Annotated in this window: 22 protein-coding genes and 1 pseudogene; 19 read left to right on the top strand and 4 right to left on the bottom strand. The window is 65.6% G+C overall.

Going from position 1 to position 20,673, the window contains the following annotated elements; all coding sequences use genetic code 11:
- Window positions 1-71 precede the first annotated feature (71 nt).
- Together xseA and EN845_RS05695 are read left to right on the top strand one after the other, a co-directional pair.
- Window positions 72-1,718: an exodeoxyribonuclease VII large subunit gene (gene xseA / locus EN845_RS05700; RefSeq protein ID WP_127870920.1), complete on the top strand. Its 1,647-nt coding sequence runs from the start codon at window positions 72-74 to the stop codon at window positions 1,716-1,718.
- Window positions 1,719-1,722: 4 nt separating this feature from the next.
- Window positions 1,723-2,841 (top strand): P1 family peptidase, encoded by a 1,119-nt coding sequence (locus EN845_RS05695; RefSeq protein ID WP_127870919.1) that lies wholly within the window; start codon window positions 1,723-1,725, stop codon window positions 2,839-2,841.
- A gap of 55 nt (window positions 2,842-2,896) precedes the next feature.
- On the opposite strand, the gene EN845_RS05690 is transcribed toward EN845_RS05695, so the two are convergent.
- On the bottom strand, window positions 2,897-3,148 hold the full coding sequence (locus EN845_RS05690; protein ID WP_015316487.1) for a DUF768 domain-containing protein: 252 nt from the start codon (window positions 3,146-3,148) through the stop codon (window positions 2,897-2,899).
- A gap of 400 nt (window positions 3,149-3,548) precedes the next feature.
- Complete coding sequence (locus EN845_RS05685) at window positions 3,549-4,148, bottom strand: SDR family NAD(P)-dependent oxidoreductase (protein ID WP_127870918.1); 600 nt, start codon at window positions 4,146-4,148, stop codon at window positions 3,549-3,551.
- A gap of 32 nt (window positions 4,149-4,180) precedes the next feature.
- Here EN845_RS05685 and EN845_RS35325 point away from each other — a divergent pair, with 32 nt between their 5' ends.
- Window positions 4,181-4,348 carry a hypothetical protein gene (locus tag EN845_RS35325; protein WP_167531258.1) on the top strand — a complete coding sequence of 56 codons (168 nt, stop codon included), beginning with the start codon at window positions 4,181-4,183 and terminating at the stop codon, window positions 4,346-4,348.
- Between the two features lie 84 nt (window positions 4,349-4,432).
- Here EN845_RS35325 and EN845_RS05680 read toward each other — a convergent pair whose 3' ends face one another.
- The gene (locus EN845_RS05680; RefSeq protein WP_245464414.1) at window positions 4,433-5,434 is read right to left on the bottom strand and encodes an isopenicillin N synthase family oxygenase; all 1,002 of its coding nucleotides are present in this window, start codon (window positions 5,432-5,434) and stop codon (window positions 4,433-4,435) included.
- Here EN845_RS05680 and EN845_RS36000 point away from each other — a divergent pair.
- From EN845_RS36000 to EN845_RS05620, 12 genes are all read left to right on the top strand, one after another.
- A complete protein-coding gene (locus EN845_RS36000) occupies window positions 5,327-5,803 on the top strand; it encodes a hypothetical protein (protein ID WP_245464415.1) in 477 nt (158 codons plus the stop codon). The two genes, EN845_RS05680 and EN845_RS36000, sit on opposite strands and share 108 nt — an antisense overlap.
- A gap of 189 nt (window positions 5,804-5,992) precedes the next feature.
- On the top strand, window positions 5,993-7,054 hold the full coding sequence (locus EN845_RS05670; RefSeq protein ID WP_127279167.1) for a hypothetical protein: 1,062 nt from the start codon (window positions 5,993-5,995) through the stop codon (window positions 7,052-7,054).
- Between the two features lie 33 nt (window positions 7,055-7,087).
- A complete protein-coding gene (locus tag EN845_RS05665) occupies window positions 7,088-8,380 on the top strand; it encodes a hypothetical protein (protein WP_127870916.1) in 1,293 nt (430 codons plus the stop codon).
- Window positions 8,381-8,391: 11 nt separating this feature from the next.
- Complete coding sequence (locus EN845_RS05660) at window positions 8,392-10,152, top strand: hypothetical protein (RefSeq protein WP_245511643.1); 1,761 nt, start codon at window positions 8,392-8,394, stop codon at window positions 10,150-10,152.
- A 23-nt stretch (window positions 10,153-10,175) separates the two neighbouring features.
- Window positions 10,176-10,850, top strand: a complete 675-nt coding sequence (locus EN845_RS05655) for a hypothetical protein (protein WP_127280026.1) — start codon at window positions 10,176-10,178, stop codon at window positions 10,848-10,850.
- A gap of 38 nt (window positions 10,851-10,888) precedes the next feature.
- A complete protein-coding gene (locus tag EN845_RS05650) occupies window positions 10,889-11,992 on the top strand; it encodes a hypothetical protein (RefSeq protein ID WP_127870915.1) in 1,104 nt (367 codons plus the stop codon).
- Between the two features lie 73 nt (window positions 11,993-12,065).
- A complete protein-coding gene (locus tag EN845_RS05645) occupies window positions 12,066-12,899 on the top strand; it encodes a hypothetical protein (RefSeq protein WP_135906792.1) in 834 nt (277 codons plus the stop codon).
- The gene (locus EN845_RS05640) at window positions 12,896-13,930 is read left to right on the top strand and encodes a DUF4438 domain-containing protein (RefSeq protein ID WP_127870914.1); all 1,035 of its coding nucleotides are present in this window, start codon (window positions 12,896-12,898) and stop codon (window positions 13,928-13,930) included. The genes EN845_RS05645 and EN845_RS05640 overlap by 4 nt, the downstream gene beginning before the upstream one ends.
- Before the next feature lie 47 nt (window positions 13,931-13,977).
- The gene (locus tag EN845_RS05635) at window positions 13,978-14,682 is read left to right on the top strand and encodes a hypothetical protein (protein ID WP_127870913.1); all 705 of its coding nucleotides are present in this window, start codon (window positions 13,978-13,980) and stop codon (window positions 14,680-14,682) included.
- Between the two features lie 16 nt (window positions 14,683-14,698).
- A complete protein-coding gene (locus EN845_RS35995; protein ID WP_245511642.1) occupies window positions 14,699-15,049 on the top strand; it encodes a hypothetical protein in 351 nt (116 codons plus the stop codon).
- On the top strand, window positions 15,046-15,861 hold the full coding sequence (locus tag EN845_RS05625) for a serine protease (RefSeq protein WP_127870912.1): 816 nt from the start codon (window positions 15,046-15,048) through the stop codon (window positions 15,859-15,861). Before EN845_RS35995 ends, EN845_RS05625 begins: the two co-directional genes overlap by 4 nt.
- Window positions 15,862-16,039: 178 nt before the next feature.
- On the top strand, window positions 16,040-16,528 hold the full coding sequence (locus EN845_RS05620) for a helix-turn-helix transcriptional regulator (protein ID WP_127275917.1): 489 nt from the start codon (window positions 16,040-16,042) through the stop codon (window positions 16,526-16,528).
- Between the two features lie 55 nt (window positions 16,529-16,583).
- Here the strand turns inward: EN845_RS05620 and EN845_RS35990 are convergent.
- Window positions 16,584-16,890 (bottom strand): annotated as a pseudogene (locus tag EN845_RS35990) (hypothetical protein); the annotation flags it as partial.
- 73 nt (window positions 16,891-16,963) lie between these two features.
- Here EN845_RS35990 and EN845_RS05610 point away from each other — a divergent pair.
- Genes EN845_RS05610 through EN845_RS05595 form a run of 4 tightly spaced genes read left to right on the top strand, consistent with a single transcriptional unit; the run spans window position 16,964 to window position 20,671 of the window.
- Window positions 16,964-17,908: a MurR/RpiR family transcriptional regulator gene (locus EN845_RS05610; protein WP_127275916.1), complete on the top strand. Its 945-nt coding sequence runs from the start codon at window positions 16,964-16,966 to the stop codon at window positions 17,906-17,908.
- Window positions 17,905-18,567, top strand: coding sequence for an isochorismatase family cysteine hydrolase (locus EN845_RS05605; RefSeq protein ID WP_127275915.1), 663 nt, complete (start codon window positions 17,905-17,907; stop codon window positions 18,565-18,567). The genes EN845_RS05610 and EN845_RS05605 overlap by 4 nt, the downstream gene beginning before the upstream one ends.
- Complete coding sequence (locus EN845_RS05600) at window positions 18,564-19,886, top strand: glutamine synthetase (protein WP_127275914.1); 1,323 nt, start codon at window positions 18,564-18,566, stop codon at window positions 19,884-19,886. The genes EN845_RS05605 and EN845_RS05600 overlap by 4 nt, the downstream gene beginning before the upstream one ends.
- Window positions 19,886-20,671 carry an N-formylglutamate amidohydrolase gene (locus tag EN845_RS05595; RefSeq protein WP_127870911.1) on the top strand — a complete coding sequence of 262 codons (786 nt, stop codon included), beginning with the start codon at window positions 19,886-19,888 and terminating at the stop codon, window positions 20,669-20,671. The genes EN845_RS05600 and EN845_RS05595 overlap by 1 nt, the downstream gene beginning before the upstream one ends.
- The last annotated feature ends 2 nt before the right edge of the window (window positions 20,672-20,673 follow it).

Here is a 20,673-nt window from a genome sequence, read left to right as displayed (position 1 = left end):
ATGCGGATCATCAATATCGGGGCTGACATGGCCGCCTTGACGTCGGCGCTCAACCAGCCCCCAATCGGCCAATGAGCGAAGCAGCATCCGAATCACGCACCAACGCCACCGAATACACGGTGAGCGAGATATCGGGCGCGCTGAAGCGCACGGTCGAGGACGTCTTCGGCAATGTGCGGGTGCGCGGCGAAATTTCGGGCTATCGCGGGCCGCATTCCTCGGGTCACGCCTATTTCGCGCTGAAGGACGACCGCGCCCGGCTCGACGCCGTGGTGTGGAAAGGCACGATGAGCCGGCTGAAATTCCGTCCCGAGGAAGGGATGGAGGTGATCGCCACCGGCAAACTCACCACCTATCCCGGCAAGTCCAACTACCAGATCGTCATCGACAATCTGGAGCCGGCCGGCGCCGGGGCGCTGATGGCGCTGCTCGAGGAGCGCAAGCGCCGACTGCAGGCGGAAGGGCTTTTCGATGCGGGCCGCAAACGCCGGCTGCCGTTCATGCCCCGCGTCATCGGCGTCGTCACCTCGCCGACCGGCTCGGTCATCCGCGACATCATCCACCGCATCAAGGACCGCTTTCCGCTGCATGTGCTGGTCTGGCCGGTGCGCGTGCAGGGCGACACGGCGAGTGCGGAAGTGACCAATGCCGTGACCGGTTTCAACGCGCTGGCATGGGACAGCCCTATCCAGCGTCCCGATCTCTTGATCGTCGCGCGCGGTGGCGGCAGCCTGGAAGATCTGTGGGGCTTCAACGACGAGGCACTCGCCCGCGCCGTCGCCGCCTCGGGCATTCCGGTGATCTCGGCGGTCGGCCACGAGACCGATTGGACGCTGATCGACCTCGTCGCCGATGTGCGGGCGCCAACACCGACAGGCGCGGCCGAAATCGCCGTACCGGTGAAGGCGGACCTCGAAGCGACGCTGGCCAGCCTCGGCGCACGGCTCAAGGCAGCCGTCCTGCGCAATTTCGAGCGCAAGCGGCAAGCAACACGTGCAGCAGCGCGTGCGCTGCCTTCGCCCGATCAATTGCTGGCGCTGCCGCGCCGGCGCCTCGACGAAGCGACGTCGAGGCTCGGCCGTGGCCTGATGGTTTCCACCGAGCGCAAGCGGGCACGATTCTTCGCCGTAAAATTGACGCCGGCGATGCTGTCGCAGCGGATTGCCGAGGCGCGGCGCACCAACGACCGTAATCTTTTGCGTGCGCAACGGGCGCTGCGTACTCTGGCGAGAAGCCGGCGGGCGGAACTCAATCGTGCAGCGGATCAGTTGCCAAAATGCGCCAAGGCATCGCTGCAACGGCACAGGCAGCAACTGGCTTTGCTGCAGGGCCGCATCACGATCGAGCCGACAGCACGGCGGCAACGTGTTCATAGAGATTTGCTGACCGCTTTGACGCGACGCGGCGGCCAGGCGATGCTGCTTAGGCTGGAGCGGTTGCGCGGCCGCATCATCCAGGCCGACCGGCTGATGGCGACGTTGTCGCACAAGGCCGTCCTGGCGCGCGGCTTCGTGCTGGTGAAGGATGCCGACGGCGCCGTCATCAAGCAGGCCGCAGACGTGGCGTCGGGTATGGCGCTTTCGCTGGAGTTCGCCGACGGCACTGCCGATGCGGTGGCAACCAGCGGCGCGGCGCGGCCAAAGCCCGCCGCCAGGCCCGCGGCCAAGGCCCCAGTTGCCAAGACGAGAGAACCCGGCAATCAGGGATCCTTGTTCTAAGAGCATGACCGACAATCCGCACCATCTGGCAACACCGTCGTGCAAGCCGCGCGCGCGAAGCTTCAATATCGACTTCGACGGCACGCCTGGGCCGTTCAATGCGATCACCGACGTGCCAGGGGTCGCGGTCGGCTATACGACGCTGATTTCAGGCGATGGTGCGCTTGTCGTCGGCAAGGGACCGGTGCGCACCGGCGTGACCGCCATCCTGCCCAGGCCTCGCGCCGAGCTGGCGACGCCGGTCTTCGCCGGCATCTTCAGCCAAAACGGCAATGGCGAGCTGACCGGCTCGCACATCATCGAGGAAACCGGTGCTTTCAACTTCCCGATCACCATCACCAACACGCATTCCTGCGGTGTTTCGCGTGACGGCACGCTGCGCTGGATGAACCGGGTGCTGCCGGCCGCGATCGACAGCGCCTGGGGTTTGCCGGTGGCGGCGGAGACCTATGACGGGTTTCTCAACGACATAAACGGCCACCATCTGACATCGGAGCATGTCACCGAGGCGCTCGACGGCGCGGCCGGCGGACCGGTCGAGGAAGGCAGCGTCGGCGGCGGCACCGGCATGATCACCTTCGGCTTCAAGGCAGGCTCGGGCACGGCATCGCGCATCGTCGCATGGCAGGGGCGCACCTACACGGCCGGCGCTTTCGTGCAGTCGAATTTCGGCAAGCGGCACAATTTCACGATGCGTGGCCGGCGCGCCGATCCCGAACTCACCGAACCAGCGATCCGCGAAGCCACGTCGCGCGCGGAAAAGGGTTCGATCATCGCCGTCATCGCCACCGACGCGCCGTTCCTGCCGCACCAGATGAAGCGGCTGGCACGGCGTGTGCCGCTCGGCGTCGCCATGACCGGCGGCTTCGGCTATCACAGTTCGGGCGACATCTTCCTCGCCTTCTCGACGGCCAATCCCGCCGCGGCGCTGGGGCTGTCTGGCCGCATCGCCAGCGCCGATTTCATTCCCGACGCAGACATCGACCCGTTCTTCGACGCGGTGATCCAGGCGGTGGAGGAATCGATCCTCAACGCCCTGGTCGCCAATGACGACATGACCGGCCGCGACGGCAATTTCGTGCCGGCGCTGCCAAAGACGTGGTTGAAAGAAAAGTTCGGCTGAGACGAAAACGCGGGCCGAACGGCCCGCGCTTTCAGACAGGATTGTCCCTGAAAATCTATTCCGCGGCCTTGCTGGAAGCCTGCTGGTTTTCGTCCGCCTCGGCAGCTTCCTCGAGCCGGGAAGCGATCAATTCCTGGATGTCGCCGACTTCCTCCTGGATGTCCTCCAGCGGTATGCCGACCTCGGCTGCCTTGGCGGCGCATTCGCGGGCCAATGTCTCGGCCTGTTTCTCGATCCTGGCGTGGGACTGGCAATGGACCTTTTCACCGATCCATCCCCGCAAGAACTCGATCGCATGTTCACTCATACTGCTTTTCCCTGGCGGCAAAGCCGGTTGGTAATCATAAACGTCGGCATCCCGCAAAGGATGCATGCTCCCATTCCAGCCGAGTCGCGGCCAGCCGGCAAGCCAATGCCGTCCAGGGTCCACAGAGCCGAAGGAAATCGAGGGGTGAAGAACATTTTCTGATTCTGAAGGACTGTACCGTTGGCGGGATCTGCCCGCTCCGAGCAATTGCTTCTACCTTTTACGGCTTCCAGTCCGTTTCGTATCTCAATGGCTGTCGCTGCAGCCGCCTTATGACGTTACGCTTCAAGGCGCGAGCCATCGAAGCCGTCGCTATATAGTGACATCCTCATGCGATGTCGACTCTCCTCAAGGCCTGTGCACACGAGCCATGCAAAGGTCGCATGGATCGCTGATGCGGTCAGAAGTTTTCGACCCATGGCCTGAGCTCCATTTCCCAGGTCCAGGCGCTGCGGTGCTGGCGGTGGATGGAGAGATAGGCCGCGGCGATCGCATCCGGCGACAGCCGGCGGTCCTGCAGCTCGGACTCCTGTCCAGACGCGGCCGAGGCGATGGCCCCGTCGATGATGAAATGCGCGACGTGAATGTTCTTGGGCGCCAGTTCACGGGCCATGGATTGCGCCAGCCCGCGCAATCCGAATTTGGGCATGGCAAAGCCGGCAGACCCGGCGAACCCCTTCACGCTTGCCGTCGCGCCGGTGAAAAGGATCGACCCCGAGCCCAAGGCCAGCATCGGGCCGCGAGCGCGGCCGCTGGCGTTGAAAATCACGAGGGAAAGCGGGCCAGCCTTGTCGGCGACATCAAACAGCTGCTCCACCGAGGCCGGATCCGAGACATCCGTCGCCACGGCTTGCGCGCCGGCTTGCGCCTGCAATGCACCGAGCTTCTCGATATTTCGAGCGGCCAGGACGATTTGGAACCCTTCCCTGGCGAGAAGACGCGCCAGCGATGCGCTCAATCCAGAACCCGCTCCGGCAATGACGGCGACATTGGATGTCATGTGACCTCTCCTTCTTCCACTGATTGCAACGGTTGGCGCATGCCGAAGTCTGCCGGATCAACGCCGCACCGGCAACGCGCAAGGCGGAAAGAAAAATGGCCGGGCGCGAAACGCCCGGCCAAAAGAAGGTCACAACCTTCAGAGGGGAACACCGTTCAGCGAAATGGGAGGAGAACACCGAACGGATTTTTCTCTTTTGAACCGATCTTCACGCAGATGCGACGAACGATTTTCCAAAATCAGCCGGGACTGCAAAAAATCCATTCGTTCTTGTGGCAACAGGCTCAACCCGCTCCGGTTTCCGGCTCAAGCAGGTCGGCGTAATGGCGGCGCGCGACGTCGGGATGCGAGCGCAGCCGGCTTTTCAGCACATTGGTTCCGACATCGCGAAACAGCGGATTGTCCGGATCGCTGGCCGGCCCGCGCGCCTGCGTCGCCAATTCCTCGGGGAGTTCGAGCAGCGGTATCGTCGCATCGAGTTTGGCGCTGAAGAAGAACGGCACCGAAATGCGTTCAATGCCGGCGGGCGGCGTCACGACGCGATGCACGGTCGCACGCAAATAGCCGTTCGAGGCCAGCTCGAGCAATTCACCGATGTTGACGACGAGCGTGCCGGGAATGGGATCCACATCCACCCAGCTGCCATCATAGTCGACCTGCAGCCCCTTATTGTCATCCTGAAGCAACAGCGTCAGGAAACCGCCATCCTTGTGCGCGCCGACACCTTGATCACCGCCGGTCGCCTCACGGCCCGGATAGCGCACGATCTTCATGCGGTGGTTTGGCTGCTCACGGTAGATCGGGTCGAAGGCATCCTCTGGCTGGTCGAGCGACAGCGCGAAGGCTTTCAAGAGCCTGATGGCCACCCCTGTCGCCTTGGCCTGCCATGCCAGCAGGGCGGGTTTGAGTTCTGGCAACGCAGCCGGCCACTGGTTCGGCCCCTGCAGCCGCGTCCAGGCGGGAATTCCGGGGCCTTGCGCTATGGGCTGGCGCTCGACGCCGATATCGAGCTGTTCGCGCCAGTCGGCCTTGCCCTTGGTCAGCTCGCCGCCGGCGCGCGTATAGCCGCGGAACTGCGAGGACTTGACCATCTCGATCGCGAGCTTGTCGGCCTCGGCCAAGGCAAAGAAGCGGCGGGACGCGGTGAGCACCTCGCTGATCTCGGCCCAGGAGATCCCGTGTCCGGCCAGGTAGAAAAAGCCGATGTCACGCGAGGCGGAGCGGAGATCCGCCAGAAATGTCCGACGTTCCGATGCGCCTTGCTCAAAGCGGCTCAAATCGAGCACGGGTACTATTCTGGGCATATCAGGCTCCTTTACCGGTTTCCTTCCGCCGCCAATGCCTACAAGTCTCATCGACTCCCCCTTGCCCGGAAAGAAACGATTGGCCCTTCAAAAGCCATCGCGACGAATAATTTTCCACGCCGCGCAGGCGATATGATGATGATCGTGATCACGGCAGGAGATATGGCCGAACTGAGAAGGGTGTTGCGTTGCGGTAAAGACGAGGAAGACTTCCCAACCTTATGGCGAGCCTGGCCGGCGACGGCGGCTTTCAGCATGCCGCGAAGTATTTATGGGCCTTTCTCCAATTTTTGGCGCTTCACGTCAGATATCAGCCGTAAATCCGTTTATAATAAAATTATAGTAAAATAATACTCGCAATATATTTGTTTTAAGCACAAAATTCCGCACCTGAATAGTCGCCGATACTGACGACCATCTTCGAGCTACCCAGTCCTGCCGACTTGAGGGCGATCACTTCAGGGGGGACTATCCCGACCGGCGTTAATCGCTTTGGTCCCGCTCTCCTGAGGGGCCGATCGCTCAAGAGGAGATCTCGAGATGGACGGGTATGACGAATCGATGTTCGACGACCTAGCCTTTGATGAAGCGGAAGGCCCCGCCGACAGCTATGACGAATTCGACGAAATGGACGAAGGCGACGGCTTCGAAGGTGCCGATGAAGGCGACGAGGGCGACGAGTATGACGCGGGCGACGAGTACGAGGCTTCGAGCTTCGACGAGATGGACGCCGGCGACGAATTCGATGAAGGCGACGACTTCGACGAGAGCGACGATTTCGACGAGGGCGACGATGACGGCTGGGACCAAGCGCTGGGCTTCGCGCTCGCGGCTGAAGACAGCGACGAGTTCTTCCGGCGCATCGCCCGCGGCATACGCGGCGCCGTGCGCACCGTGCGGCGTGCCGCTCCCACCATCGGCCGCATCGCCCGCGCCGTGGCGCCGGTCGCCAGCCTCATCCCAGGCTACGGCACGGCAATTGGCGGCGTCGCCAATGTCATCGGCCAGCTGATGGCGGACGAAGCCTCGGAGGACGAAGCGCTCGACGCCTTCGCCGAGCTCGCGGTGCGCAATCGCGCCGCCATCCCGCTGGTCGCGGGGCTCGCCGCCAGACGCGTGCTCGGCCCCGCCGCCGCCCGCATGCCGGCGGCCGCCCGCATCCAGGCGGTGCGCACCGTGCGCCGCGCCGCCACCCAGCTCGTCAACCGTGGCGGGCCGACCGCGATCCGCGCCTTGCCGCGCATCGCCAACAGCGTGCGCCGCACGGCGGTCACCCGGCGCACCCCGGCTTCTGTGCGGCCAATGGTGCTGGCGCGCACCGCGCGCCGTGTCGCGGCACGCGGGCATGGCTTGCGCCGGCAGCTGACGCAGCCCTTGCAGAGAGGGCGGCGGATCGTGCGCCGCACGGCCGCGGCGGTCCGCTCCGGCATGGCTCCGGCACGCATCCTGGCGCGCGCCGCCGGGCGGGCGCTCGGGGGAATGGGCGGCATTGGCGGTTGGACCGGTGGGTATGCTCCGGGCTATGGCCAGGGCCAGGGTTCCGGGCGCCGGCGGCGCATCGTCATCCGCGGTCCGGTCAGCATCACCATCCGGCCCAACTGAAACCCTCTCGGTGCAACCAGAAGGATCGTGGCGATGCGCACGGGTTCTTCGACCAGGCGGTTCCTGGACACCAAGTTGCGGGCGCTGAAGGCGCGCGCGCAGCGCCTGAACCGGCTGACGCCGCGGCGCATCGGGCTGCGTCCCGAAGACCTGCCCTATGCGCCGTCGCGAGCCCATTTCCACGCCGCCAACCGGCGGCTGGCCGCCATCGGCAACGCCATCAATCGGCAGATCGCCGTGATCGAACGCGGCTGGCCGCCGGCAACGGCGCAGGCGGCTCTCACCCAGATGGCGTTGCTCGACCGCAGCATCGACCGGCTGCGCCGCAGCTTCGGCATGTTCTTCGAGGTGATGTCGCAGCGCGGCTCGGGCTTCGCGCCGGCGCTGGCCGCCCATGACGCGATCGCGATGGACTGTTATACCGTCGTCCGCGCGGCCTTGCCCGGCGTCTTCGCCGGCCCGCTGCTGAAGCCGCTGACCTATATGGAACACGGCTATTCGCCGGCGACGCAGCGTCGTGGCGTGGCGCTGGCGCGGTTGCTCGGCGACAGCAATCCGTTCCCGGTGATCCGCGTCCCCTGGGACCGCGACAATCCCTGGCAATCGGTATTCCTGCACGAGGTCGCGCACAATCTGCAGGCCGATATGGGCCTGTGGCAGGAAAACGCGCAGGCGGTCGGTAACCGGCTGGCCTCGATGCGCTTCGATCCGCTCGTGGTGACCATTCTGCGCCGCTGGCACAAGGAGATCTTCGCGGACCTCGCGGCGCTGCTGCTCGGCGGCACGGCGTCGGTCTGGGGCATGATGGAGTTCCTGGCCCACCCCGGCGCGCGCGCCTTGACCTATCGCCCCGGCGGCGCCCATCCGACCGGCTGGATCCGGGTCCTGATCCTGACCGAAATGCTGCGCCGCATGGGCTTCGCCGCCGATGCGGCGCGCGCCGAACGCGTCTGGCGCGCGCTCTACAATCCGTCGCGCGGCCACAGGCTGCCTCCGGTGCTGCTTGCGTCGGTCCCGCGCCTCATCCCGGCGGTGGTCGACGAGATCGCCTACCAGCCTCGGCGGGGGCTGGGCCAGCACGCGCTGGCCGATGCCATTCCATTCACGCGCGCCGACGAAGCCCGCATCCGGCGCGGCGGAATCCAGATCGCGGCGGGGCACGTACCCGACCTGCCGCCACGCTTTCTTGTGTCGGCCAGCCGTTTCGCGCTGGAGGCCGGCGCCGAACCGGACGCCATTGCCAAGCTCGTCATCAGGAACCTGGCCCAGCGCCAGGCAAGCAGACGGCCTGCCGCGCAACCGTCCCCAGCCGCACTCGTTGCATGAGGTGAGATGTCATGGCCGACCTGTTTACAACCGCCGCCAGCCCGGTCTCGAAATTTCGGTCGCCCGCCACGGTCGCCGTCGACAATCTGCTGCGCAAGACGCTGCGCGTCAGTGATCCGCGCGATCCCGACCAGATGGCCAACGCGCTGCTGAACTTCTACCCGCAGGAAGCGGACAGGGACCGCCGCGAACGCGCCGGCCTGCCCTATTCGAGCGTGCCCGATTATGTGCCGCAGGTACGGAACACGGGTCCGTCCTCGGTCGAAATGGCCCAGGCGCAGGACGATCTCGAGCGCGACCTGCAGACGCTTTCGACCTCCTCGCCACTGAAGGACATCCGCATCGAGATGATTGGCTGGGGCCGCTCGATCCGGCAGCTCGCCAATGACGGGCTGGCCGCCGCGCGCCTTTCGCTGGATTCGGTCAACCACGACCGCGCCATGTCGGCGCGTCGCCAGCTCGGCGAGTATTCGCGCCTGGCACGCTATGTCGGCACGCTAACCGATGGCAGCGCCATCCTGTTCCGGCGCTTTGCCCAGAGCTGCGACGTGCTGGCGGGGCTCATCCTTGTCGCCATCGGCGAGGGGCTGGCGTCCAACGGCATCACACGCAGCACCTCGATCGTGCGTTCGGCGGCCGGTGAGCTGCAGGCGCGCCGCAATGCCGTCATCATGGCGCTGCGCAGCCTGACCGGCTCGGTCGAAAGCGCGCTTGGCCAGGAGGACTGGCCGCGCGGCATCGAAGCCTACCGCAATCTGGTCCTGCAACTGGAAGCCGGCGGCCAGGCGGACCTGCGTGCCCTTCTGGAAGAGAACGCGCTGTCGCAGGCGATGGACGACCTGGTCGACCTCTCGACCGGGGCAAGCGTCGAGAGCCTGCGTGAACTATCGACCGCGTCGGCGATGCTGGTTCACCGCTTCCAGCGCCTGATCCAGTTCGGCCAGAGCATTCCGGTTCCGATCGACGTGCCGATCACATCGGGACCACCGGAATCGCCGCCGCTGGTGGCGTTCGTCTCCAGCCTGCAGCTCTTCGTCGATGCCTTCGTCGCCAAAGGCAGCTCGCGGCTGCTCTATGTCGCGCGCCCGCCGATCATCGTCTACGGCCTCTATGGCGCCGGCGGCCCCGACCAGGGCGCCGTCCGGCTGATGAACCTCACCATCGCGCGCGGTTTCCTGCTCGAGCAGGTCGACTGCTTCGCCGGCTGCGGCTGCGACGACGACGAGATCAGCTGCCAGGTGCTCCTGGATTACATGCTGTTCCTGCTCGACCGGGCGATCGATCTCTATGCGGTCGGCATCGATCCGGACGGCCTCGGTGAACAGGAGAGACGGGCGACCGCCGTCGGCCTCGCCGTGGGCGCGGTGCTGGACCTGACCGACCAGGTGGCGAACCCCGGCGTGCTGCTGTGCGAATTCAGCGACAAGCTGAAGACCAAGCTCGCCACCATCTCCGGCGAGTTGCTCGACCCGTTCGGTGGCGCTGGCGCCTGGGACCCCGGTCTCAAGGGGCTGATGGTGCGTGAGCTGCGAACCTTCTACCAGGCCGAGGAGCAGACCGAGCGCCTGGTGCGGTCGCTGACCCAGCAATGCGACTTCAACGTTTTCAACTTCCGCAACAACCAGTCGCTGATCCGCTGGATGATCCGCACGATCCTGCAGAACACGTTCAACCAGGGCACCAACCTGCCGAGCCCGGTCCAGATGCCGTCGCCTATCGCGAGCTCGATGGCTAGCATGGGTCAGAACCGTCCCGACTACTGGTCGGCGTGAGCAGGCATGAGAGGAGCAGGACAATGGCTGCGAAAATTCCGTTTCCCTATCATCCGGCCAACAAGTTCCACGCCGGGGTCAAGGCCCGCTTCGAAGTGGAGGCCCAGACGCCGCAATCGATCGACCTGTTGACCAAACAGGTCGATACGGGCAGCCAGGGAACCCAGAAGGCCATCGGCGACGTTGCCAAGGCGATCAGGAGATATCCCGACGGAGACCAGTCGAAGACCTTCGAACGGCTGACCGCCGCGATGGAGACTATCGCCACCGCGCTGCAGAACCAGCCCAAGGGTAGCGAGATCGACAAGAAGCTTGGCGACATCGGCAAGGCGATCGACAGGTTTGACGAAACGGTGCGGTCGTTTGGCCTGCGCGACAAGGACAATGTCACGGCACTCTACGCGGCGGCGGTCGACACGACCGGCGACATCGTTGGCCGCACGAATGCGGGCCAATGGCTCATCCGGGCGGAATTCCCGTCGCTGCAGGCCATCGTCAAGTTTCAGAAGACCAAGCCGCAGGACGAACGGCGCAGCGAGTTCGTCAAGCGCGTGCGCGCTGTCGAGCCCGTCCCACCAGGCCTTCCCGCGACGATCACCGACAGTGAGCTGGCGCGCTTCTTCGACCTGGTGCCGGCCGTGATCAGCGCCATCAATGCCAGTCAGGACACTGGCTCCAGCGAGCCGCCCAAAGCCTGAAACCGTGAGCCGCCAATTCGAGCAACATGAGGTCTGTTATGGCTAGCGAATCCAATGAGGTCATCCAAAGGCTGTTCCAGCGCTTCTTCAGGGACGAGCTGCCCGGATTGTCGCCGGCGGACCGCGCCGCTTTCGAGAGCGAGTTCGAGGGCCGCTACGGCGAACTGCTCGATCGCTCGTCCAGTGCGACGACAACGAGCTTCGCGGATCTGGTGGGCTTCGGCGACGGGCCGCTCAAGCCGTTCGACGCGCTGCAGATGCCGTTGCTGCGCAATGACTTCGACGAATCCATCATTCCGCCGCAGCTGCAGGCCTCGGCAGAACTCTATTACATCTACCAGATGGACCGCATGAAGCTGTTCCAGGTCGTCGATGTGCTGCGCCGGCTATTCCAGAACGGCCAGATCCGCATCCAGCGCGGCCCCGGCGCGCGCGGGCTCTACATCCTCGAGAAGTGGCGGCCGATCCGCTACAAGCGCCGCGACCGGCTGATCGCCTATCGCCGCGTCTTCAACTATGGCCGCGCGCCGGTGCCGTCGGGGGCGATCGTCAACCGCAGCTTCCACTTCATGCTGGTCGCCTTCATGAACGCGATGTCGCAATACTTCCAGGATCTGACCATCGGCCAGGTCATCCGCGGCAGCTCGACCATCAATGACCGGCCGTTCGCGGCGCTCGCCACGGTGCAGCGTGTCGGTACCGACCTGCGCTACCATCTCGACCGTTCAAGCTATGGCAACATCCTGGCGCTGACCCGTGAAACCGGCCAGTACGTGCAGCAAATCTTCGAACTGTTCGACGCGCCCGACATCAAGAAGTCCTTCGACGCCAACACCAAATGGGATGTCATCGAAGCCGTCGCCAACCGGCACTTGGGCGGCGCGGCCGAGATGTCGCAGCGCGCCAAGATGGCGGATGCGGGGCGCAGGACGCTGCAATACATCGCCGAGAACGATTTCCGCACGACGATCACGCCGGCCGAGTTCGACGCCGACGCCAAGAAGATGGGCTCGCAGGCCGACGCGTGGCTCGCCGCCTACCGGCTGACGCGCGAAGGGCGCCGCTTCCCCGGCCTCGATGGCGATCGTGTGCACTGGTCGTACGGGCTCAACCGCAACACCGCCTCGCGCATCGCCGCCTAAACCGTTGCAGCTGTTCAGCATCCGGTGGAGTCGCCGGACAGCTCCAACTCTCTATTTCTGAAGGGTGTCCGCGATGGACCACCATCTGGCTCTTCCCGGGCGCTTTTCGCCCAAGCCCCCGAACATCGTCATCGATGCGCCGCTGGCGCTGTCGCCGATGGGGCTGCTCGTCACGGTGACGCTGTCGCAGTCGGCTCGGGTGTGGCTGCCGCGCGGCTTCTACACCTTGCTCGACAATGACGAGTACTACCGCCACCGGCCGGACCAGATGGGCGGCGGCTGGCTGCATCCCGATGCGCGGGACGCGACGCTCAGGGAATTGGTGCTTGAGCTCGAGCCGTGGCGCCGCGCCTGGCAGAACGGCCGGCTGTCGTCACGCGTACACTGGGTCGGCGATGCGCAATATGAGAGCGCGCTGCCCGAGCGCGAAGGCACTGCCCTGCTGCCGCGCTTCGAAGGCTGTTGTGCCGCGCTTGAAGCGCGGCTTGGCGACCTCGCCGGCACCGCAGCACCGCTCGACGAATGCGCGCGCGACGTCATTGCCCTGTCGGCCGCGCTGCAGCCCGAGAGCACCTACATCCTGACCATCGCCGGCAGCGCCGGTGCCCGGCCGCCGCTATGCGACTATCTGGAGCGGCTCGCGTTTCCGGCCACACGTCATCCGGGCGCGATCCCGGGTTGGTCTGGTCCGGCCTTCTGGCCCGCCGCCGCCCCGATCGCCGCGAGCGGCCGCAGCGCCGCCATCGTGCAGGTCGTCGCGCCGGTCATCCTGGCGCTGCCGGACGGCTGGAGCGAAACCGACTTGGCGCTGGAGGATCCAGCCGACCATGACGAGACGCCGGACGATCCCTGGCGCAATGCTTGCGCGCTCTGGTACGAGCTGGCACCAGTGGAGGCGGCGGCATGAAACCGGCCCGCCTCCACCCGGTCCACGGCCTGCGCACCAATGCGCGCGACCTGGTGATGATCAGCGTCGCCGGGCAAGTGGCTTCGCCGACAGAGAAGGGAACGCCGTGGCGCATCGGCTACGACGGCAGGCCGCGCTCGCTGCCGGGCACCGGCGGCATCGTGCTCAACCATCGCGTCGGCGACCCTTGCGTCGGGCTCGCCGGCGATCATGTCGAACCGGCGGTGTCGATCCGCAACGAGGCGCGCGCGGCCGGCGGCAGCCCTGATGCCGCCAACCAGGCGCTGCAGAGCTATTCCTGCGTCGGCAATCACGCCATCGTCACGACGGGGCGCGCCGCCGGCGCGCGCGGCGTGGTGACCGGCAAGCATGGCGGCGTCGACACGGTGCTGATCGACTTTCCGCTGCCGGCGATGCGGCAGATGGCGATCGGCGACCGCATCCAGGTCTGGGCCTATGGACTTGGCCTGCGCCTGACCGACTATCCCGACGTTGCGATCTGGAACTGCTCGCCACGGCTGCTCGCGCGCTGGCGGCCGGTGGAGCGCAACGGCAGGATCCACGTCAAGGTCACGCATCGCATTCCCGCCCGCGTCATGGGTTCGGGGCTGGGCCGCAACAATGTGCTGCGCGGCGACTACGACATCCAGATGTCCGATCCGGGCATGGTGCGTCGCTACAAGCTCGGCTCGCTGCGTTTCGGCGACATTGTCGGCATCATGGACGCAGACAACCGCTATGGCCGCTCGCGGCTGGGCGGACATGTATCGGTGGGTGTGATTGTGCACTCGGACAGCACCGTGGCGGGTCATGGCCCGGGTGTCGTCTCGCTGCTTTCGGCACCGGCTTCGCTATTGCAGCTTGAGCTCGATCCGAGCGCCAACATCGCCAGCTATCTCGATATCAGGCCGCCACAGCCGGCGCGGCCATCCTTTCCGCTGCCGACGGTCGAACAGCGGGAAAGAACCGTGGCGCGGCTGCGCCGGCGGGCTACGGCGGCGGACGCAAAAGTGGCGGCCGGTCCGGGGTAGCCCGGCAACGGGCAGGCATTGAACAGGACGCAGGAAAGGGAGCCGGCATGTCATATCTCGACGAACAACTCGACGCGCTGGTTGACGAGGCAGCGCAAACAGTCGGCCACCGCCGGCCATGCGGCTGCGCACAATGCCGCCGGCAACAGGGCTTTCGCGCCGTGGAGGTCAGGCGCCGGCATTTTCCAAGCGGTGGCTGCGGCTGCGGTTGCGGCGGCGACACCTCCTTCGACGAAGCCACCGTGCGGCGGGGACGTGCTCCGCGGCCGGCGCGCGGCCAGACCTCGGCACGGGCTCGGGGTTCGCAACTGCCGGGCTGGCGCGGCTGGACGCCGCCGGTGTCGCTGGCCGCCATCGATGCGGCGCGCACCGCCGCCGGCAGGGGCCAGGCCGTCGATCCATTGCTGCGGCCGTTCCTGGCGCCGGGGCCGCAGGTCTATCGCATCACCCGCGCCGGCATAGACCGCGACCGTCCGCTCAGCATCGGCATGACCAAGGGGACCAATTCGATCGCGCAGAGGATTGTCGAACATTACCGGCAGCCGAGCCGCGCCGACCCCCGGGTCAACACCGCGATCCGCAACCTGCAACCGGGCCAGGTCCTGGTCCAGGCGGCTCGCCTGACCCGCCAGGCGATGCATCCAAGGCGGGCCCGGAACTATGAGGGCTGGCTGCAGGACCGGGAGCGGCCACTGCTCTATGACCCCAACAGCACCACATTCGATGAAGCGGGGTTGATGTACACCAACTGAACCAAGGGAGATCTCCATGCACGGGCAAGTCGCACCTCATGCAAGGTCGGTATGGGCCGACCTCGATGCCATCGTTCTCCAGGAGGTCAAGGCGCTGCGCTCGGTCCCGCCGCGCCCGGCGGAACCACAATTTGGTTCCGACGAGGAGTTCATGGATCGCGCGACGGCCTACCTTGAGGGCCGGGGCGAAGAGGCCCATCTTCTAGTGGACCGCCTGCGCGACATGCTCGGCCCGGCAGCGGACGCGGACATGGCCGCGACCGACGTCCCACGGGAGGTGGAAAGCGGAGGCGGGATCTACGATGTCGCTCCGCCGGATGTCGCGCCGCCGCAAGCCGAGCCACCACAAGCCGAGCAAGACACATGACGCTGTTCTCGCCAGCGCCCTTCGAACTCGACCGTCTGGCCGACGAAGCGGATTATGCGGTGGTCGGGCCGACCGACGGCCGCGCCAGAGTCGCGCACACCAACCGCTTTCCGCACAGCGCGGTCTGCCATATCGAGCGCGACTTCGGCGACGGCAGGCTGACCGGCTGCACCGCTTTCCTGATCTCGCCGACGCGCCTGCTGACCGCCGCACACTGCATCACCAGCCCGATCCGGCAGCGGCTTGGCCTGCCCAACCTTGCCGTGCGCATCCGGGTCACGCCGGGCCGTGCGTCCCGCGACGCGCGCCCCTTCGGCTGGCAATGGGCGAAACGCTGGCACGTCAATCCGCCCTACCGCCGTCGGCCATCCGCGCTGCACGATGTCGGGCTGATCGAACTCGAGCGGCCGTTCTCGCCGGCGCCGGGTTTTTTCCGGCTGTGGTCGCCGAGCCGGCAGGATCTCGACAGGCTCCGGGCCTCGCGTCTGCTGCACATTTCAGGCTATCCGGCCGACAAGCCGGAGGGCACGCAGTGGGAGCATGCCGAGCGTCTCGACCGGATCACCGAGCGGCAGCTTTTCTACAGCGTCGACACCTGCCCGGGGCACAGCGGTGCGCCCGTCTGGATCCAGCGCCAGCAAGCCGGCCCGCCGGTCATCATCGCCGTTCACACCGCCGGTCCGCGCCCGCATTCGGGCGGCGCCTGGGGCTGCCGGCCGGGTGTGCCGCTGGCGCCGGCCGGGCTGTTCAACCGCGGTGTCAGGATAACGCCGGACCTGTTGCGCTCTATCAACTCCGGATTCGCACCCTGACCTGAAAATTGATGGCCCCAAATGATTTTGGGAATGCTAATATTCCGGGAAGTGTTATAGTTCGGGCCATCAATGCAGCATTCATACGGGTTGCGCCGTGGTCCGGTGGCGTGGCCGTTTGCTAAGGCGCCAGGGCTTGTGATTGTAATGAGTTTCCTGCCAACTAAGGCGTTCGGTCATGATTGGGCATGCCGAGAACTTGCAGAGGCTTTCGGAGTTCGCCGAAGAACTCTCCGCGTCACGGAATGAGCGGAACACCGATACGGACACATCGAGTTTTGTGGTGAACGGCCATTCGCTGGTCGCCATCCGGCATCTCGAAGATGAGGAGCCTGGCGGCCCGAGCGGCCATGGCGATCAGCGCCCCGTGGGCCGCATCGTATGCGCCGGCACTCACTATCTGATCTATGACGCAGTCTATGTTCCGGCAACCGCCGACACACCGCTCACGGCCGCCGATATACTGACGCGGCGCGAGCTGCAGATCGCGCTGCTGATCGCCGAAGGCAAGCTCGACAAGGAAATCGCACGCCAGCTCGGCATCAGCGGCTACACGGTGCGCGAACACATCAGGCGGATCTTCGCCAAGCTGAATATCGGCCGCCGCTCGGCAATCGCATCTTGCGTGCTGCCCGGATGGACGGATTTTCGCCATGATGTCCGATAGATCGAGGCGCTGCCTGCGACCAGCATGGGTCAGCCGATGCCTTGCCTGAAGGGTCAGCCCTGAGCAGCATGCCGAAGAGTTCGCGCGGCTCGTCGGGGTCGGCCAGCATGTCGAGTTCCTGGTAGAGGCTGGTCGACTTCAGCTGATCCCTGACATAACCCAGCGCCGAAAAGTCCTCTATGGCGAAGCCTACGGAATCGAACAGCGTGATCTGGGCGGCATCGCGCCGGCCCTTGGTCGCCTGATATGACCTGCCACAGGTTATCGGGCACATGCTGCTGGATCTCGCCTTCGATGGGGGTCTGCTGGGGATATTCGACGAAGATGCCGAAGGCCGGCGATCGCCCGATGTCAACATCCCTTCATTCTTGACACTATTTAAAGTATCTGTAATAGTTTTTACAAAACAAGAGACCGTGGATTTCGGGGAGGCCAATGGCGATACGCGATGTTCTGATGCGCGGGGATCTAGCGCTGACGCCGTCGGAGGAAAAGATCGTCCGGCTGCTGTTGACGGACTATCCGACCTCCGGCCTTGGCACCGCCTCGTCGCTCGCGCGGCGCGCCGGCGTCAGCGATCCCACCGTGGTCCGGCTGGTGGTCAAGCTCGGCTATGAGGGGTTTCCGGATTTTCAGGCAAAGCTGCTCGCCGAGGTCGAGGCCAGGCTGCATTCGCCTCTGTTGATGATGGAGACCAAGCGGCAAAGCGGTTCCAGCGACAGCGCGGTGCTCGCCTATCTCGATTCCGTCACCGCGGCCCTGCAGAAAGCCACCGCCGCGACACCGGTCCAGACCTACGAGCGGGCCGCCCGCCTTTTGATGGAGGCCAAGGGCGAGATCGTTCTGGTCGGCGGCCGGTTCAGCCGCCACATCGCCGGCATGCTGGCCGGATATCTCGCGCAGTTCCGCAGCGGAGTCCGCGATCTCGGCGTGCTCTCCCCCCAGACATTCGACACGCTGGCCGATCTCGGCCGCCGCGACGTGCTCGTCGTCTTCGACTATCGCCGCTATCAGCTCGACGTGATGGCCTATGCAAGCCAGGCGGCCGCGCTCGATGTGCGCATTCTTCTGTTCACCGACCAATGGCTGTCGCCGATATCAGACCTCGCCGAAGTCACGATCGTCAGCCCACTCGAAGTCGCCTCACCCTATGACACGCTGGCGCCGGCGATCGCACAGATGGAGGCGTTGACCGCCCAGATCGTTTCGACGCTGGGCGATGACGCCCGGGCCCGTATCGAGAGAATCGAGAAAGTGCGGCACGCCAATGCGGTGACGCTCGACAGCGATGCGGAAGGCCAGACGGTTGGCCCCCGAAAAACAGCTGGACCACGCAAGACACCTGGACCCAAAGCAGCAAAGCAGGACGACAAGGCATGACCCAAACCTTATCCAAGCTGGCCCTACCCAAGCGAGACGAAGCCTTCCGTGCCGGCGAGACGGCGCTGCTGCTCGTCGACATGCAGCGCATCTGGCTGGAGCCGGGCGCAGACCCCTCGCATCCGGAGCGCGGCCCAGACCATTATTTCTACCGGCAGACAGCCTTGCAGACGATCCCCAACCAGGAGCGCCTGCTGGCGGCGGCGCGGGCCAATGGCGTCGAGGTACTGCACACCATCATACAGAGCCTGACCGAAGATGGCCGCGACCGTTCGCTCGACCACAAGCTGACGCCGATCCATGTCGCGCCCAGGCTGCCCGAAGGCCTGCCGGTTGCATCGCTGGCGCCGGTCGGCGACGAGATCATGCTCCCGAAGACCTCGTCCGGCATCTTCAACTCGACCAATGTCGACTACCTCCTGAAAAACCTTGGCATCCGCTACCTCGTCGTGGTCGGCGTGCTGACCGACCAGTGCGTCGACATGACGGTGCGCGACGGAGCCGACCGTGGCTATCTCGTCACCTGCGTGTCGGATGCCTGCGCCACCATCACCCAGCAACGTCACGACATCGCGCTGAAGGCCTTCGGCGGCTATTGCTGGGTCACGGACACCGACACCGTCGTCGACCGCTTCAACGCCCTGGGAAAAACGGCATGACATCGACCGTCGAGCCCCTCGTTGCCGTCGTCACGACAGACCTCTCCGCCATTACGCGGGGCCGCTTCGTTACTGAAGGCAAGTTGCAAAAAACCGCCGCGACCGGTGTCGGCTGGCTGCAGGCCAATCTGTCGATGACGCCGTTCAATTCGATCGTCGATCCCAACCCCTGGGGCTCGTCGGGGGACCTTCGGCTGATCCCCGATCTCAAGGCACGCTTCCGCACCGAACGGACGGGATCGGCGACCCCGTTCGACATGGTGGCCGGCGACATCGTCGAGCTCGACGGCAGCCCGTGGCTCGGCTGCACGCGGACCATGCTCCGGGACGCGCTGGCGGAATTGAAGGCTGCGACCGGCCTTTCCGTCATCGCCGCCTTCGAGCACGAATTCCACATTGCCGATGGCAGCTTCGCGCCGGCGCATTCGATGTCCTTTGCGGCGCTGCGCCGCACCGACCCGTTCGCCCCCAATCTGATGGCGGCGCTGGAGGAGGCAGGCGTCGGCCCCGAAGTCGTCATCGCCGAATTCGGCAATGAACAATTCGAAGTGACGCACGAGCCGGCCGATGCGCTGACGGCAGCCGATCGCGCCGTCGCCATCCGCGAAATCACGCGCGAAGTGGCGCGCAATGCCGGCTGGCGCGCGAGCTTCGCGCCCAAGATCGCCCCCAATGCCGTCGGCAACGGCGTGCACATTCATTTCAGCTTCGTCGACGAAGACGGCAAGCCGGCGACTTACGATGCGGCGCGGCCCGGCGGCCTCTCCGCCAAGGCCGGCGCCTTCTGTGCCGGCGTGCTGCGCCATCTGCCTGGGATGACCGCCATGACGGCGTCGAGCGTATCATCCTTCTATCGCCTCAAGCCGCACAGCTGGAGTTCGTCCTACACCTGGCTCGCCGACCGTGACCGCGAGGCGTCGCTGCGCATTTGCCCGACGGTGACGATCGGCGGACGCGATCCGGCACGGCAGTACAATGTCGAGTACCGGGCGGCCGACGCCACCGGCAATCCTTATTTGTCGCTGGCCGCGATCATCCGCGCCGGGCTGGAAGGGCTGAAGGCGGATCTTCCCTCGCCGCCGCTGGTCACCGGCGACCCGACGCTGATGAGCGAGGCGGAACGGGCAAAGCTTGGCCTGGTGCGGCTGCCCGAAACCTTGCCGGCGGCGCTGGACGCGCTTCTGGCCGACAAGACCGTCACGGGATGGTTCGCCCCGATCTTCATCGAGACCTTCGTCGGGCTGAAGCAGCATGAAGCCGAGCGCCTGGCCGGCCTCGATCCGGCCGCCATCTGCGATCTCTACCGGACGCTCTATTGATGACCGCACGGAGTGAAAGGAACACGCCCGCTCAAGGGGACTGGCCCGACGCCGTCGAGGTTCTCAACGAGCACGGCCGCTGCGACATCGTGCTGCTGTGCGAGCATGCGTCCAACCACATGCCGGCCGAATATCGGCAGCTGGGGCTCGATGCCAGCCACCTGCGGCGCCACATCGCCTGGGACATCGGCGCCTCGGAGGTGACGCGCCTGTTGTCGGCGCGGCTCGATGCGCCGGCCTTCCTCAGCGGCTATTCCCGGCTGCTGATCGACCTCAACCGGCCGCTGGACAGCCCGGGCAGCATCCCCCTGCTGTCGGAGGACACCGACATTCCCGGCAATGCCGGTATCGAGGCGGCGGAACGGGACCGACGCGCCAAGATCATGTTTTCGCCGTTCCATGACCGGGTGACCGCACATCTCGACCGACGGGCGGCCGAGGGCAGGCCGACGCGAATCGTGACGATCCATTCCTTCACGCCGGTCTTCCTTGGCGTCGCAAGACCATGGCATGCGGGCGTGCTGCATGACCATGCCGCCGATCTCGCCGCAGCGATCCTTTCGGGCCTGCGCGCCGACGCGTCGCTCAACGTCGCGGCCAACGTGCCCTATGTGATCAGCCGCGACGCCGACTACGCCGTGCCCATCCATGGCGATGATCGCGGCATCCCTGCTGTCCTCATCGAGATAAGGCAGGACCTGCTGTCGACACGGTCCGGCATCGAGGAATGGGCGGACCGGCTGGCGGCGGCGCTGCCCGCCCGCGAGACGGAGACAACTTCGTGAAG

Origin of the sequence: Mesorhizobium sp. M8A.F.Ca.ET.202.01.1.1 (assembly GCF_004791595.1) — a bacterium.
Classification (GTDB): domain Bacteria; phylum Pseudomonadota; class Alphaproteobacteria; order Rhizobiales; family Rhizobiaceae; genus Mesorhizobium.
This window is presented reverse-complemented; position numbering and strand designations above follow the sequence as displayed.

Bases quoted from the DNA above. Each gene is read 5' to 3' on its own strand.
- EN845_RS05620 (WP_127275917.1), top strand. From the start codon at position 16,040: ATGATTGGGCATGCCGAGAACTTGCAGAGGCTTTCGGAGTTCGCCGAA.
- EN845_RS05690 (WP_015316487.1), bottom strand. From the start codon at position 3,148: ATGAGTGAACATGCGATCGAGTTCTTGCGGGGATGGATCGGTGAAAAG.
- EN845_RS35995 (WP_245511642.1), top strand. From the start codon at position 14,699: ATGCACGGGCAAGTCGCACCTCATGCAAGGTCGGTATGGGCCGACCTC.
- EN845_RS05685 (WP_127870918.1), bottom strand. From the start codon at position 4,148: ATGACATCCAATGTCGCCGTCATTGCCGGAGCGGGTTCTGGATTGAGC.
- EN845_RS05640 (WP_127870914.1), top strand. From the start codon at position 12,896: ATGAAACCGGCCCGCCTCCACCCGGTCCACGGCCTGCGCACCAATGCG.
- EN845_RS05635 (WP_127870913.1), top strand. From the start codon at position 13,978: ATGTCATATCTCGACGAACAACTCGACGCGCTGGTTGACGAGGCAGCG.
- EN845_RS05600 (WP_127275914.1), top strand. From the start codon at position 18,564: ATGACATCGACCGTCGAGCCCCTCGTTGCCGTCGTCACGACAGACCTC.
- EN845_RS05605 (WP_127275915.1), top strand. From the start codon at position 17,905: ATGACCCAAACCTTATCCAAGCTGGCCCTACCCAAGCGAGACGAAGCC.
- EN845_RS05655 (WP_127280026.1), top strand. From the start codon at position 10,176: ATGGCTGCGAAAATTCCGTTTCCCTATCATCCGGCCAACAAGTTCCAC.
- EN845_RS05650 (WP_127870915.1), top strand. From the start codon at position 10,889: ATGGCTAGCGAATCCAATGAGGTCATCCAAAGGCTGTTCCAGCGCTTC.
- EN845_RS05610 (WP_127275916.1), top strand. From the start codon at position 16,964: ATGGCGATACGCGATGTTCTGATGCGCGGGGATCTAGCGCTGACGCCG.
- EN845_RS05660 (WP_245511643.1), top strand. From the start codon at position 8,392: ATGGCCGACCTGTTTACAACCGCCGCCAGCCCGGTCTCGAAATTTCGG.
- EN845_RS05665 (WP_127870916.1), top strand. From the start codon at position 7,088: ATGCGCACGGGTTCTTCGACCAGGCGGTTCCTGGACACCAAGTTGCGG.
- EN845_RS05670 (WP_127279167.1), top strand. From the start codon at position 5,993: ATGGACGGGTATGACGAATCGATGTTCGACGACCTAGCCTTTGATGAA.
- EN845_RS05645 (WP_135906792.1), top strand. From the start codon at position 12,066: ATGGACCACCATCTGGCTCTTCCCGGGCGCTTTTCGCCCAAGCCCCCG.
- EN845_RS05595 (WP_127870911.1), top strand. From the start codon at position 19,886: ATGACCGCACGGAGTGAAAGGAACACGCCCGCTCAAGGGGACTGGCCC.
- EN845_RS05695 (WP_127870919.1), top strand. From the start codon at position 1,723: ATGACCGACAATCCGCACCATCTGGCAACACCGTCGTGCAAGCCGCGC.
- EN845_RS05625 (WP_127870912.1), top strand. From the start codon at position 15,046: ATGACGCTGTTCTCGCCAGCGCCCTTCGAACTCGACCGTCTGGCCGAC.
- xseA (WP_127870920.1), top strand. From the start codon at position 72: ATGAGCGAAGCAGCATCCGAATCACGCACCAACGCCACCGAATACACG.